This is a genomic window from Lacisediminihabitans sp., assembly GCF_036569425.1.
Taxonomy (GTDB): domain Bacteria; phylum Actinomycetota; class Actinomycetes; order Actinomycetales; family Microbacteriaceae; genus Lacisediminihabitans.
This window is the reverse complement of sequence record NZ_DATCQQ010000020.1, coordinates 1-14048: the sequence shown is the minus strand read 5'-3', so window position 1 is coordinate 14048 and position 14048 is coordinate 1. Positions and strand designations below refer to the sequence as shown.

Annotated in this window: 12 protein-coding genes and 1 tRNA gene; 11 read left to right on the top strand and 2 right to left on the bottom strand. The window is 68.3% G+C overall.

Translation table 11 applies throughout. The annotated features are described in order from the left end of the window. Positions 1-103: 103 nt before the first annotated feature. Complete coding sequence (pgm, locus tag VIM54_RS03235; RefSeq protein WP_331899128.1) at positions 104-1723, bottom strand: phosphoglucomutase (alpha-D-glucose-1,6-bisphosphate-dependent); 1620 nt, start codon at positions 1721-1723, stop codon at positions 104-106. 413 nt (positions 1724-2136) lie between these two features. Here pgm and pheA point away from each other — a divergent pair, with 413 nt between their 5' ends. From pheA to VIM54_RS03200, 7 genes are all read left to right on the top strand, one after another. Further along, entirely contained in the window at positions 2137-3078 is a 942-nt protein-coding gene (gene pheA, locus VIM54_RS03230; RefSeq protein WP_331899126.1) for a prephenate dehydratase, read from the top strand. Between the two features lie 29 nt (positions 3079-3107). Then, on the top strand, positions 3108-3563 hold the full coding sequence (locus VIM54_RS03225) for a hypothetical protein (RefSeq protein ID WP_331899125.1): 456 nt from the start codon (positions 3108-3110) through the stop codon (positions 3561-3563). Then, positions 3560-3853 carry a hypothetical protein gene (locus VIM54_RS03220; protein WP_331899124.1) on the top strand — a complete coding sequence of 98 codons (294 nt, stop codon included), beginning with the start codon at positions 3560-3562 and terminating at the stop codon, positions 3851-3853. Before VIM54_RS03225 ends, VIM54_RS03220 begins: the two co-directional genes overlap by 4 nt. A 117-nt stretch (positions 3854-3970) precedes the next feature. Continuing rightward, positions 3971-5380 carry a hypothetical protein gene (locus VIM54_RS03215; RefSeq protein ID WP_331899123.1) on the top strand — a complete coding sequence of 470 codons (1410 nt, stop codon included), beginning with the start codon at positions 3971-3973 and terminating at the stop codon, positions 5378-5380. After that, positions 5377-6465 carry a phosphotransferase family protein gene (locus VIM54_RS03210; RefSeq protein ID WP_331899121.1) on the top strand — a complete coding sequence of 363 codons (1089 nt, stop codon included), beginning with the start codon at positions 5377-5379 and terminating at the stop codon, positions 6463-6465. The genes VIM54_RS03215 and VIM54_RS03210 overlap by 4 nt, the downstream gene beginning before the upstream one ends. Continuing rightward, the gene (locus tag VIM54_RS03205; RefSeq protein WP_331899119.1) at positions 6462-7388 is read left to right on the top strand and encodes a T3SS effector HopA1 family protein; all 927 of its coding nucleotides are present in this window, start codon (positions 6462-6464) and stop codon (positions 7386-7388) included. The genes VIM54_RS03210 and VIM54_RS03205 overlap by 4 nt, the downstream gene beginning before the upstream one ends. Further along, positions 7385-8599 (top strand): lanthionine synthetase LanC family protein, encoded by a 1215-nt coding sequence (locus VIM54_RS03200; RefSeq protein ID WP_331899117.1) that lies wholly within the window; start codon positions 7385-7387, stop codon positions 8597-8599. Before VIM54_RS03205 ends, VIM54_RS03200 begins: the two co-directional genes overlap by 4 nt. Here the strand turns inward: VIM54_RS03200 and VIM54_RS03195 are convergent. Continuing rightward, on the bottom strand, positions 8596-9591 hold the full coding sequence (locus tag VIM54_RS03195) for a diacylglycerol/lipid kinase family protein (RefSeq protein ID WP_331899115.1): 996 nt from the start codon (positions 9589-9591) through the stop codon (positions 8596-8598). The genes VIM54_RS03200 and VIM54_RS03195 overlap by 4 nt on opposite strands. A gap of 38 nt (positions 9592-9629) precedes the next feature. Between VIM54_RS03195 and serS the strand changes: the two genes are divergently transcribed. The 4 genes from serS to VIM54_RS03175 form a co-directional block, all read left to right on the top strand. Beyond that, positions 9630-10895: a serine--tRNA ligase gene (gene serS / locus VIM54_RS03190; RefSeq protein WP_331899113.1), complete on the top strand. Its 1266-nt coding sequence runs from the start codon at positions 9630-9632 to the stop codon at positions 10893-10895. Continuing rightward, a complete protein-coding gene (locus VIM54_RS03185; protein ID WP_331899112.1) occupies positions 10892-11692 on the top strand; it encodes an HAD family hydrolase in 801 nt (266 codons plus the stop codon). Before serS ends, VIM54_RS03185 begins: the two co-directional genes overlap by 4 nt. Before the next feature lie 66 nt (positions 11693-11758). After that, positions 11759-11843, top strand: a tRNA-Ser gene (locus VIM54_RS03180). Positions 11844-12507: 664 nt separating this feature from the next. Further along, positions 12508-14048, top strand: a 1541-nt coding sequence (locus tag VIM54_RS03175) for a hypothetical protein (RefSeq protein WP_331899110.1), incomplete at its 3' end; no start/stop codon positions are given.

The window sequence follows — 14048 nt, the reverse complement described above, 5'->3', positions numbered from 1 at the left end:
GATAGCGGCATTTCTGGGCAACTCGCGTCCGTGACGCCCTGATCGACCGGCGAGGCCGGCGGTCGATCCGGTCGCTCCGAGACTGCATCGGGACCCGCGAAGGTCAGCCCCCGAGGGCGGCATCCACGATTGTCTTCGCCTCGGCCTGCACCCGCTTGAGGTGGTCCGCCCCGAGGAACGACTCGGCGTAGATCTTGTACACGTCCTCGGTGCCGCTCGGGCGGGCGGCGAACCACGCGTGCTCGGTGACCACCTTCACGCCTCCGACGGCGGCGCCGTTGCCCGGAGCCTCGCTGAGCTTCGCGATGATCGGCTCGCCCGCCAGGCTGTCCGCGGTGATCGCGGAGCCGTTCAGCTTGCCGAGCGCGGCCTTCTGCGCCTTCGTGGCCACGGCATCCACCCGCTCGTAGACCGGGGAGCCGTACTTCTCGGTGAGTTCGGTGTAGAGCTCGCTCGGCGACTTGCCGGTCACGGCGACGATCTCGCTCGCGAGCAGGGCGAGCAGGATGCCGTCCTTGTCGGTGGTCCAGACGGTGCCGTCCTTGCGCAGGAAGCTCGCCCCGGCCGACTCCTCGCCGCCGAACGCGACGGATCCGTCCACGAGCCCGGGCACGAACCACTTGAAGCCCACCGGCACCTCCCAGAGGCGACGTCCGAGCGAGCTGGCGACCCGGTCGATCATGGTGCTCGAGACGAGCGTCTTGCCGACCGCGGCATCCGGCTTCCAGCCCGGTCGGTGACCGTAGAGGTACTGAACGGCCACGGCGAGGTAATGGTTGGGGTTCATCAGGCCGCCGTCGGGGGTGACGATGCCGTGGCGGTCGGCGTCGGCGTCGTTGCCGGTGACCACGTCGAAGTCGTGCTTGTGCTTCAGCACGCTCGCCATGACGGATGCCGATGACGGGTCCATGCGGATCTTGCCGTCCCAGTCCAGGGTCATGAAACCCCACTGCGGGTCGACTGTCGGGTTGACGACGGTGAGGTCGAGACCGTAGCGCTCGGCGATGGCGCGCCAGTAGTGCACGCTCGCCCCGCCGAGCGGGTCGGCGCCGATGCGCACTCCCGCCTTCTTGATCGCCTCGATGTCGATGATGTTCTCGAGGTCGTCCACGTACTTGCCTCGGTAGTCGTATGTGCCCACCCCGGTCGGCTCGGAGCGCTTCACGTCGTGGCTGCCCTCGGCGATGATCTCGTTCGCTCGGTTGGCTATCCAGTTGGTGGCGTCGCTGTCGGCCGGTCCGCCGTGCGGGGGATTGTACTTGAAGCCGCCGTCGCGAGGCGGGTTGTGGCTCGGGGTGACGACGATCCCGTCGGCCTGGTCGTCGTGGCCGGCCGCGTTGTAGGCGATGATCGCGTGGCTGAGCGCGGGGGTGGGCACGAAGTCGTCGAACTCGTCGACGAGGGCGTTCACGCCGTTGGCCGACAGCACCTCGAGCGCGGTGGTCTCGGCGGGCCTGCTGAGCGCGTGGGTATCCCGGCCGATGAAGAGCGGCCCGGTGATGCCCTGCGACGCCCGGTACTCCACGATCGCCTGCGTGATGGCGGCGATGTGCGTCTCGTTGAACGCCGCGTCGAAGCTCGACCCCCGGTGGCCAGAGGTGCCGAACACCACGCGCTGTTCCGGCACCGTCACATCCGGTATCAGCTCGTAGTAGGCGTGCACCAACGCCTTGATGTCGGTGAGATCGGATTCCTGGGCGGGCTGTCCTGCGCGAGCGTTCATGCCGCAAGTCTCGCATCCGGCGGTGTCGGGCCACCAGCCACGGATTGTCCGTGCGATGAATTCGTCGTCGAAGCGACCGCTGCGCCCGCCTTCCCGCCGACGATCCCGCTGACGGCAACCCGAGCTGACGGCAGCCCGCGCTGACGGCGACCCGAGCTGACGGCATTCCCGTCGCGGTGTGCATAACTCAGGCTGGATGCGCGGGGCCCCGGCTCCGGCCCCGGAAATCCGGCGCTGTTCTTGCTCCCGGCCGAAATCAGCCTGAGTTATGCGCAGGGGGCGGAGCAGGCTGCGGCGAGAGGGACGGGCGGGCGAGAGGGACGGGCGGGCAGAGGGGCGGCAGGAGCGACGGCAGCGTGAGCGAGGCGACGCGGATGGGGCAGCCGAGGCCGCCCAGCCAATAGGCTCGGGGCATGCCCGAAACGCCGCCGCCGGAAACCTACAGCTACCTCGGGCCAGCCGGCACCTTCACCGAGGTCGCCCTGTCCCAGGTGGCCGCCGCCGCCGGCAAGCCGTGGCGCTCGGTCAACAACGTGGGCGAGGCGCTCGACGACGTGGTCACCGGCCGCAGCGCCGCCGCCATGATCGCGATCGAGAACTCGGTCGAGGGCGGCGTCTCGGCCACCCAGGACGCCCTCGCGAGCATCCCGCATCTGCGCATCATCGGGGAGTACCTCGTGCCGGTGAACTTCGTTCTCGTGGCGCGACGGGGCACGACTCTCGCCGACGTGCGGGTGATCAACGCGCATCCGGTGGCCTACGCCCAGTGCCACCTCTGGCTCGACGCCAACCTCCCGAGCCACGGCCACATCCCGGCCACCTCCAACGTGGCGGCCGCTGCCTCGCTCTTCGACTCGGACCACGCGGATGCCGCGATCGCCCCGCCCGGGATCACCGCGCACCACGACCTCGATGTGCTGGCGGAGAACATCGGCGACAACCCGAACGCGGTCACCCGGTTCGTCTTGGTGAGCCGGACGACCACGACCCCGGCGGCGACCGGGGCGGACAAGACGAGCATCATCGCCGAGCTCCCGGACGACCGCGCCGGGTCGCTGCTCGAGATGCTCGAGCAGTTCGCGACCCGCGGGGTGAACATGAGCCTGCTGGAGTCTCGCCCGATCGGCGATGCTCTCGGACGCTACCGTTTCGTGATCGACCTGGACGGGCACATCGACGAGGAACGCGTCGCCGATGCGCTGATGGGCCTTCGTCGGTTCAGCCCGAATGTGACATTCCTGGGTTCATACCCCCGCGCCGACGGAATTCGAGTAAAATTCGACCAACGATACGGCGACGCCGTGTTCATCGAAGCGCGAGACTGGCTCGACCGTGTGAAGTCCGGGCTGGAATAGCCGGAATCGCCGGTCGCCGAGGGGGCAGCATGACCGACGACCGCGAGCCGCGGATAGACCCGCGTTACCACCCGGAGTTCCAGCGCGGCTATGAGCCGGCCGCGGGTCCCTCGAGGGCGCGGGTCGACTCGGCGCCGACACTGTCCCCCGTGGCGGTGCCGGATGCGGCTCCCGCGAGCGTCTTCGACGCCGAGGACATTCCGGAGACCGACGGCGGCATTCAGCCGGAGCGATGGGGTTTCAACCCGTACTTCGCGGCGCTCTGGGTGGCGGCCGTCACGTGCGTGGCCGGCGGAGTGCTCATCTCGATCCGGTCGACGATCGCGAGCTTCGGGGGCGGCGACCAGGCCCCGGTCGATCGATTTGCACAGACCATGCAGGTGCTCGGCTACTTCACGGCGCCGGCGCTCATGACGGTGGGGCTGCTCACCATCGCCGGGCTTGTCTTCGTTGCGGCCGTGCGGGCCTCGGGGCGCGCGCGATGAATCGGGCCGAGCACCTGCTGATCGGTTTCGCGGGCCTGCTGTTCGCCGCGGTCGTCGCCGGCGCGGTCTACTCCAGCAATGGACAGGGCCAGACCTTCACCGAGGGGCACATCCCGCCCTCGATCATCCTCGGCCAGCTAATCTCTCAGCTCGTTCCGCCACTCACTTTGGTCGGGCTGGGGATCCTCGCCGGGCTGATGTTCGCGCGCGGACTGCGCTGGCGCCCCCGTGTCGACGCCGAAGACGCAGTCGTGGACGGCGACACCGACGCCGGCGGCCGCCCGGAGTAGAGCGCCCCACCGGCCGGAACCGGTCGATTCTCCTCCCGCGTGTATCTGCCGGGGCCCGGGCCCGCTCCTTACGAGTAGCGACTCCAACCCGGGGCCGCCCGTATGGAGGAGTGCCTCATGGCCCCCGAGCCAGAGAACGAAACCCGAGCGGCAATCCGCCCGGTCAAAGAACGGGTCGAGGATGCGTTGATCGCCCAGCCGGGCGTCGTCGCCGTCGACATCGGCCACAAGGTATCGAAAGGAGTGAACACGGGCGAACTGAGCATCGTCGTCTACGTCGACAAGAAGAAGCCGAAGAGCGCGCTGCCCAAGGACCAGGTCATCCCCTCCGAGATTGACGGCATCAAGACGGATGTCAAGGAGCTGACAATCGAACTGCAGCCCGCCCGAGAGCTCGCGGACGGCTCGGCGTTCGTCGACACCACCGTCTACTCGACGCTCACCGGCGGCATCAGCATGGGGCCGGTGCGCAGCATCCACCTCGATCCGCCGGATGTGCCGACCTCCGGCCAGTACGTCTTTTCCGGCACTCTCGGTGCGCTCGTGCGCGACCGGGCGTCCGGGGCGACGATGGCTCTCACCAACTTCCACGTGGCCTGTCTCAACAACTCGTGGACGGCCGGGGACAGGATGGTGCAGCCGTCCATTCCGGACGGCGGAGGCTCCGCCGTGCAGTTCGGCAGTCTCGCTCGCGGGATGCTGACGGACCAGGTGGACGGCGCCGTCGTCACCATCGACGCCGGAAAGGCGTGGGAGCCGAGCATCCGCGACATCGGATTCGTTGCAGGCCAGGCCGCGGCCATCGTCGGAGAGCCGGTACGCAAGCGCGGTCGCACGACCGAGCTCACCTCTGGGAGCGTCGCGTCGACCGACTTCACGGCGAGCGTCAACTACGGCGGAAGCATCGGCCTGCGCACGCTCAAGCACCAGTTGCGCATCAACACGGACACGACGAAATCGGCGCGGTTCTCGGACCACGGCGACTCCGGATCGATGGTGGTGAATGCGAGCCGCCACGTTGTCGGCCTGCTCTTCGCGGGCTCCAACGACGGATCGATGACCTTCGCGAACCCGATCGCGACGGCCCTCGACACGATGGGAGTCGACCTGATCGTGCGGATCATCTCCGTGCCGCCGACCCGCATCCCGGTGCTCTGCCCGACCCGGGTGATCACCGCCTGCCTCACGCGGTCGCCCGTGCTGTGCCGGGTCACGCGGTCGGTGATCTGCCTTCCGACGAGGCCGATCACCTGCCGGATCACGCGCACCCCGATCTGCGAGGTGGTCTACAGCCGCCCGGCCTGCCCGCCCGGCCCGATCTTCTCGCGGGCGTGCAACGATCCCTCCATTCCGTTCAACCCGGGCGGGCCGATCGAAATCCCCGGCGGTCGGATCCCCGGCTTCCAGGCGGACTACTCCGACCCGTACGCCGGGCAGTACTCGACCGGCGAGTTCGAGGACGACCCCACTTACTGGGCCGGCTACCTCGCCGCGATGGAAGACCTGTCGGACGAGGGCACGGAATGACCACCGCTCCGGGACTGGCGGCCGTGGCGATCCGAGCCGGTCTGGTCGACGCCTCCGATGTGCTGAACGGATCGGTCACCGTCGTGCCGCAGTCCCGGAGCAACGTCGTCCACCGGTTCGACCGGGGCGACATCCCCCTCGCGTTCGTCAAACAGCGCGGCCTCGCCTCGCACCTCGATGGCGATGACGCGATCGAAAACGAACGGACGGTGCTGCGGATGCTGGGGGGCCGCCGGTTCGCGCCCCGCCCGATCGAGGTGGCCGGCCCCGCACTCTGGACCGCCGCCGTGCCCGGCACCGACCTCGCCGAGTTCGCGCAGGACCCGTGGTCGCTCATCGCGGCGGCGCGGGCGACCGGTGCGGCTCTTGCGGAACTTCACACCACCGCCCCGGCCGAGGGGTGCCCGAACGCCCCTCGGCCGTGGGCGCTGTCTCCGGACTCGCTCCCCCCGTCGATGGCGACGGATGGCTCGTCTCCCGCTCTCGAGTCGGTGCTCGCCGCGCTGGCCGAGCCCGGCATCCGCGACGCCCTGCACGGCGCCGCCGCGAACTGGACCGCCGATCACCTCATCCACGGCGATCTGTCGGCGGGCAACATCGTCGTGGAGTCGCCCGCGACCGGTCGCGGCACGGCGACGCTCATCGACCTGACCTTCGTCGACTTCGAGTCGGCGGGTCGCGGTGACCCGTCCTGGGATCTCGTCTGCGCCGTCGCGATGGTGCAGTCCCTCGCCTTCGACGAGGCGACCGCCGCTGCTGCGGGCGAGGCCCTCGCCCTGGGCTATCGCGCCGCCGGGGGGAGCGGCGAGGTCGAAGACTCCTTCGCCTGCGTTCGCGCGCTTCTCACCGCGTGGCAGGTCGCCATGGCTCCGGGCTGGGCGGCACGACAGTTCGGGACGCCGGAGCCGAACGACGCCGACGTCTCAGCCGAGGTGGACGCGTGGCTCGACCGGGCGCGCGACCATGCCGCCGGGTCGGCTTCCGTGCGGGCCGTCGGCGCGGTTTTGGTGGGCGCAGTGTCGGTGGGTGCAGTGTCGGTTGGCGCGGTTTTGGTGGGCGCAGCAGCACGGGCGGTGGCACGGTGACCGCGTCATTCGGGCCTCAGTCGTTCGCGCCGGAGCTCTGCGCCCGACTTGAGCACGGCATCCGCCTCGGTCTCGACCTTCTCGCCGAGAGACCCGACCTCTCGGAAGACGATCTCGCCGGGGCGCTCTACGGCGGCTGGTACGCGGCCCCGGTCGGAGAGCCGCAGGTCGTCGATCCGACCTGGCCGCCGCTCGCCGGCATGTTGCGGGAGGCCCACGCCGGAGCCCGCCTCGTCTCCGACGCCACCGTCATCCGCCGTGGCGCAGCGGGAATCGCGGTAGTCCGCCGCGACGACGGTCCGCTCCACGCGGCCACCCGGGGCGAATACCTCCACCCGGACGGGTCGACGAACTTCGGTCTCGTCCCCGCCGTCGGCGAACGACTCTCGGTGCTCACCCGGTTCGGCGCCGCCGTCGCCGACGGCTGGTGGCGCACCTGGGGCGGGGGCTGGGATCCGCGCACCGTCGGCCCCGGACTCTCCCGCCTGTACCTCGCGCCGCAGCTCGCCCTGCTGCCCGACCTCGTCGCCACTCTCTCCGACGCACTCGGGGCGGTGTCGACCCCGTGGATGTTCAAGGCCGGCATCGACGACTACTCGATCAATCGGGCGGATGCCGTGGTCGTCTACCTCGCGGACGCCGAGGTCGACCTGCGCTCGGCCCTCGCTCGGCGGGCGGAGGCGTTCGTGCGCTGGGTGCCAGGGCCGCCGTTCACCGAGTGGATCGCCCCCGGCATCAGCTGGTCGGAAGACCCGCAGAACGGCCTGAGTTTCGGAGAGGAACGCTGCCGACTGGTCGCCGAGGCGCTCATCGCGGCGAGGGACCATCCCCTCGTGGCTGTGGAGAACGCCTTCGTCCGGGCGGGACTCGATCCGTCGGAACCGCACCGTCGTGCCGTGCGCAGAGAGGGGGTTGGATCGTGAGCGCCATTCTCGAGGCCGCGCTCGACGGCTGCATCGACGCGCTCGTCTCCACCGCGATCCACTCCGGCGATCGTGTCGGCTGGCTCAGCTGGGAACTGGATGCGCATGGGACCCCCGCGCGGATGGTCGGCGGCCGCGCGAACCTCTACGATGGCGACGCCGGGGTGGCCTGGGCTCTCGCCCAGCTCGCTCGGGCGACCGACCGCAGCGACCTGGCCGACCTCGCGGAATGTGCGGCCGGCTCGGCCCTCCGCGCGGTCGAGGGGCAGCCGTTGGGCGGCCTGCTCGACAGCGCCACCGGCGTGGTGCTGGTGGCCGAGAGTGTCGGGGTCGCGCGTGGCGCCCTCGGGTCGGCGAGCATCGGCGCCCTCAGGTCAGCGAGCATCGACATCGAAGCGACCGACCTGACGAGCGGGCTCGCCGGACTCGTGCTCGCCCAGTCCCGAGCGGCACAAGGGAGCACACCGGATGCCGTGAGGAGCCTCGCCGCCCGCGCCAGCCGTCATCCGGTCGGCGTCTGCTGGCCGGACCCGCTCGCCGCCGACGAACGCGCCGCCCGCCCGCTGCTCGGACTCGCGCATGGCAACAGCGGCATCGCCCTCGCGCTGGCGGAGGCGGCGTGCTGCGATGAGCGGACCGCGGGTGTCGCCCTTCCGCTCCTGCGGGACGCCCTGCGCTGGGAGGCGGCCTGGTTCGACCCGATCGTCGGGGGCTGGCCCGACCTGCGCAGCGACGAGGCGGGCTACCCGACCATGTGGTGCCACGGCGCAGCCGGCATCGGCGCGACGCGTCTGCGGATGCTGCAACTCGAAGGCGATGGCCTCGACCTCGGCTCTGCCGCGACCTCCGTTCGCGCGGAGGCGGAGGCCGCGGTGCAGGCGTGCGGGTCGGAGCTGGCTCGGGCCGCGGCATCCGTTCCGCAGTTCGGTGATGCCGCCCTGCTCGGCGGACTGACCCTCTGCCATGGACTCGGCGGCGCGCTCGATGTGCTCGTGCTCGCGTCCGAGCGCGGGGCTCCCACGCACCTCGATGCCGCCCGCCGATTCGCCGAGACGATCGTCGGTGCACTGCCGGAGGATCCGCTGGCCTGGTCGGCCGGGGTGCGGGCCGAGGGCAGTGTCTCGCTCTTCCTCGGGCTGGCCGGGGCGGCCGTCGTCCTGGCGCGGCTGCTGCATCCCGACCGCGTCGCGAGCCCGTCGCTGCTGATCTAGGAGCTGCTGCTCTCGGCGGGCACCTTCACGGCGAGGGCACCGGCATCCGCCCAGGTGTGCACCGACTTCGCGAGGCCGAACTCGTCCCCGTCGAGCTGCACCTCCTGCGGCGTCTCCACCGTCAGGCGGAGGTCCTTGCCGCGAAAGTAGAGAACGTCCTTCACGTCGGCGGTGAGGTCGATGATCGAGCGGCCGAGCGCGCTCTTGCGCAGCACGCCGTTCTCCCAGGCGACCTTGTTCCAGACCTTGAGCCAGCCGAACGGGCCGCTCGGCTGAAGAACGGCGATGTCGAGGATTCCGTCGTCCGGCACGGCGTCGGGCATGAGCAGGATGCCGCCGGGCAGCATTCCGCAATTGCCCACCATGATCGTGTGCACGCTTGCCGTCCTCTCGCCGGCTCCGTCGAGGCTGTAGCGCAGGTGCACCGGCTTCAGTTCGGGCAGGGCGCGCACGCCGGCATCCACATAGGCCAGCCACCCGACGGCCTTCTTCAGCTTCGAACTGGTCTTGGCGATCATCTTCGCGTCGAGCCCGAGACCGGCCATCACGAGGAACACGTGCTGTTCCTCGGTGTCGTCTTCGCGCACGATCTCGGCGATGCCGAGGTCGATCGTGCGCACGCCGCTCCCGAAGGCGACACGGATCGACTCCTCGTCGTTGGTGAGCGTGAGGGAGAGGTTGCGGGCAAGCAGGTTGCCGGTGCCGGAGGGCACCAGCGCGATCGGCACGCCGCTGTCGCGCAGCGTCTCGGCGACGGCGCGGACCGTGCCGTCGCCGCCCGCGGCGAGAACCACCGCTGCGCCGCCGGCGAGCGCCTGCTTTGTCATGCCCTGGCCGGCATCCTCCTCGGTCGTCGCCAGCCAGACGGTCGAGTCCCAGCCGGCCTCCGCCTCGGCGGACTCCACGATGCCCTCGAGCTTCGGCAGATCGACCTTGATCGGGTTGTAGACGACGGCGGCGTGCCGGTTGCTGGGGGCGGGAGTGTCGGGCACGTGACCTACGGTACGGCATTGCTCAATAGACTGGACGGGTGATCGACCCCCAGCTGCTTCGTGACAATCCCGAGGCAATAAGGGACTCCCAACGAGCGCGAGGAGCCGCGGCAGAGCTCGTGGATGTCGCGCTCGCCGCCGACATCAACCGCCGTAGTGCGATTTCGGAGTCCGAGTCCCTGCGTGCCACCCAGAAGACCCTCGGCAAGCTCGTGGCTCAGGCCTCCGGTAACGAGAAGGCCACCCTGCTCGCCGAGGCGCAGGAACTCGCCCTGCGGGTGAAGTGGCTCGCCCAGCAGGCGGCGGATGCGGAGCTCGAGTTCACGAGGGCCGCGCGCGGCATCGCCAACCCCATCATCGACGGCGTGCCGGCGGGCGGCGAAGAGAACTTCGTCACCCTGCGTGCGGTGGGAGAGAAGCCGTCGTTCGATTTCGAGCCGCGCGACCACCTCGAGCTCGGCGAGCTGCTGAAGGCCATCGACATGACCCGCGGCGCGAAGGTCTCCGGCAGTCGGTTCTACTTTCTGCGCGGAATCGGCGCGCGCCTCGAGATCGCCCTGATGAACCTCGCGCTCGACACGGCACTCGGCCACGGCTTCGAGCCGCTCATCACGCCGACACTCGTGCGCCCGGAGATCATGGACGGCACCGGTTTCCTCGGCGAGCACTCCGACGAGATCTACTACCTCCCCGCCGACGACCTCTACCTCACCGGCACGAGCGAGGTCGCGCTCGCCGGCTTTCACTCCGACGAGATCCTCGACCTGTCCGTCGGCCCGGTGCGGTACGCGGGTTGGTCGACCTGTTATCGGCGCGAGGCCGGCTCGGGCGGAAAGGACACCCGCGGCATCCTGCGCGTGCACCAGTTCAACAAGCTCGAGATGTTTAGCTATGTGCTGCCCGAGCAGGCGGAAGCCGAGCACGAGCGACTCGTGTCGTTGCAGGAGTCGATGCTGCAGGCGTGCGAGCTCAGCTACCGCGTGATCGACGTCGCGGCCGGCGACCTCGGCTCGAGCGCGGCACGCAAGTTCGACATCGAGGCGTGGGTCCCGACCCAGGGCACCTACCGCGAGCTCACGAGCACGAGCAACTGCACCACCTACCAGGCCAGACGGCTCGACACCCGCTACCGCACCGAGTCGGGCAAGACCGCCCCGGTCGCGACCCTCAACGGCACCCTCGCCACCACCCGCTGGCTTGTCGCGATACTCGAAACCCACCAGCAGGCGGACGGCTCGGTGCGCGTGCCGGCGGCACTGCGCCCGTACCTCGGCGGCCTCGAAGTGATGGAGCCAGCCCAGTGACCGACCGCTGGCTCATCGCCCTCGACATCGACGGGACGATCCTGCGCGAGGATGGCACGGTCTCCGATGAGGTGATCGCGCAGGTGCAGCGCGTGCGCGACCTCGGGCACGAGGTCATGCTCGCGACCGGCCGGTCCGTGTCGATGACGCTCCCCGTGCTCGACCGGTTCGACATCTCCCCGCACTACATCGTCTGCTCGAACGGCGCGATCACGCTGGAGCGGGATGCCGACGCGCCCACCGGGTACTCGCGCATCGCGGTCGACTCCTTCGACCCATCCGAGGTGCTCACCACGATTCGGGAGAGCCTCGCTGATGCCAGCTACGCGGTCGAAGACGAGAACGGCTTCTACCGCTACACGGGCTTCTTCCCCGATTCCACCCTCGGTGCGAGCAGCCAGAAGGTGGCCTTCGAGGAGCTGCTCGTGCACGAGGCGACCCGGGTCGTCGTGATCTCGCCCGAGCACGCGATCGAGGACTTCCTGTCGATCGTGGAGCGGATGGGGCTGCACAAAGTGACCTACAACGTCGGCTGGACGGCCTGGCTCGACATCGCCCCGGACGGGGTGAACAAGGCGACGGCCCTCGAGCGTGTTCGGGAGTGGCACGGCATCCCGCGCTCGCGCGTGTTGGCGGTCGGCGACGGACGCAACGACATCGACATGCTCGAGTGGGCATCCCTCGAGGGCAGGGGCGTCGCGATGGGGCAGGCGCCGCACGAGGTTCTCGCCGTGGCGAACGAGGTCACGGCGTCCGACCTGGATGACGGCGTCGCCATTCTCTTCGCCGACTTCTGACCCGCATCCCAGCCGCGATCCGGTCTCTGCCCGACAAGTTCGGTAGGATCGGGGCTGTTCCACCTGGGAGGGCTGTCCGAGCGGCCGATGGAGCCAGTCTTGAAAACTGGTGGGCAGAAATGTCTCTAGGGTTCGAATCCCTAGCCCTCCGCACTGCAGAGGCCCCAGAAACACTGTGTTTCCGGGGCTGTTTCATGCTCTCAGGCTTCCAAACCCCACGGATGCAGTAGGAGAGCCAATTTGGCTGTTTTGGCTATTTCTGGGTGAATTGATTCCGATCAATAGGCCAGGCCTCAAATCCCTCCGGGCGCAACAAAATACTGCCTCTGACCGGGACTGTTGCCGAGGGGCGTCCCTGTCCCGTTCTCTGGCCACATCCTGCCCACACCTCATCTCACTACTCGAGGCAATCTAGTACGAGGGAACCCGCAACGGGACAAGCCGCCGTCGTGGTAGCCACGCCGTTTCTTGGACTTTGACGCCCCCGAGTGGGGGCGCTAACGACTGATCTGTTCGACCTCCGGATTTTCCCTCTGGCCCCCGAATTGGGGTGAACAAGTCCTCAGGTTTTGGTGCAACAGAGTGGTCAGTTCACGCTAACTTTCAAATACCGATGCGAGTTGCCCTCGCGTTGAGAACGAGCGCGATTCCCGTGCCGCTCGTCGTCTTGCGTTTGGGCGCTGATGCGCGTTCTCGGTCGATCTTCCCTGCTCACTTCGATCGCTATGGGGGCGTCCCTGGCGTTGGTTGTCGGTTTCGCGGTTCCGGCCGAGGCGACACAGTCACCTACGGTGACTCCGCGTGATGCTGCGCCGGTGGTTACCTCGCCGGCGCTGAAGTTTCCGACTCCGACGGTGCCGAAGGTGCCCTTCGCCCCGGAAGCGTTCAAGGCGCTGCCGGTGCCGAAGGTGGAGGTGAAGAAGCCGTCGAAGGCGCCGGAGTTTGATCAGGCGTCGGCGACGGTGACGGGTCGTGATGAGTTTTCCACCACCTACACGGATGCAAATGGTCTACATCAGGTGGCGTTGTCGAACTCGGCAGTGAACGTCAAGTCGGCTGGCAAATGGGTCGAGGCCTCGACAAGTTTGAGTGATGACGGGTCCGGTGGGTTGCAGGTGGCGGACAACCCGCTCGCCCCGCATTTCGCAGCGAAGGCGGATGCTGCGGAGTTGTTCACAGCCACCAGGGGTGGTCATGCTTTGTCGTTCGGTTTGGATGAGGCGAAAGCATCTGCCGTTCAGCAGTTGACCGTGCCGTTTCTTCCGATCGGGCGTGACCGTGCGGCGTACCTGTCAGTTCTGCCGAACACTGATCTCCGTTACCAGGTGAGCGCGGGGGAGGTCAAGGAGTCAATCGTCCTCAATAAGGTGCCCTCTGCTGCGCAGTCAACGTATGTGTGGACGGTGAACGCGCCGGGGCTGACTCCGGTGAGGAACAAGTTCGACGACCTGGAGTTTCGGGACGACGCGGGTGTGGTGCTGTTCACGATGCCGGTGCCTGCCATGTGGGATTCCTCGGGGAAAGCCGGTGAGCGGCAGCCGGCGTTGACGAACATTGCGTACGACATTGTGAAGAAATCGGGTTCGAAGTGGACGCTGACGTTGAGTCCGTCCAGGGAATGGTTGACCGATCCTGACCGGGTGTATCCGGTGGTGCTTGACCCGACGGTCAATCCGGCGTCCAATGACGTGCATTCCTATAAGTCGGATGGGGCGACGTTCACCGGGAAAGCGTATGTGGGCAACACGCGGGACTCGAACACGAACAGGTACTGGCGTGCCATCCAGCATTACAACTATGAGCAGGTCTTCGGCGAGCAGGTTATCGGGGCGAGCATTCACGTGTATCCGACGACTGCGGCGGCGGGCTGTGCTGCCGGTGGCGTGTATTGGGCCAGCGCGTTCAGCTACAACGGAGTCGGCCCACAGCTCGGCGGATTGACGGTGTGCACGACCGATGCGAGCACCAGTGATGCGGGGATTGGCGGTCAGATCGCGTCGTGGGTGAATTCCGGCGGCAGCGGCGGTTACATCATGATCACCGGGGCTGAGGGCGGCACTTACACGTTCAAGGCGTTGAACACCGATATGTATGTCAGCTATAAGGACTTCCCTGCGGTTACCGGGGTGACCGGGGCTACGCCGGTGAATGGGGCGCGCGGGTCGGTGATGCCGATCATGCAGGCTACCGGGTACGACCCGATGGGGACGGGCCTTGCGTACCAGTACGAATTCAGCACTACCTCGAACTTTGCGTCGATCGCTTACAACACGGGGTGGGTCGGTTCGGGCCCGATGCAAGTCCCGCAAGGCGCCTTGACGCCGGGAACCACCTACTATTACCGCATTTCCACCTA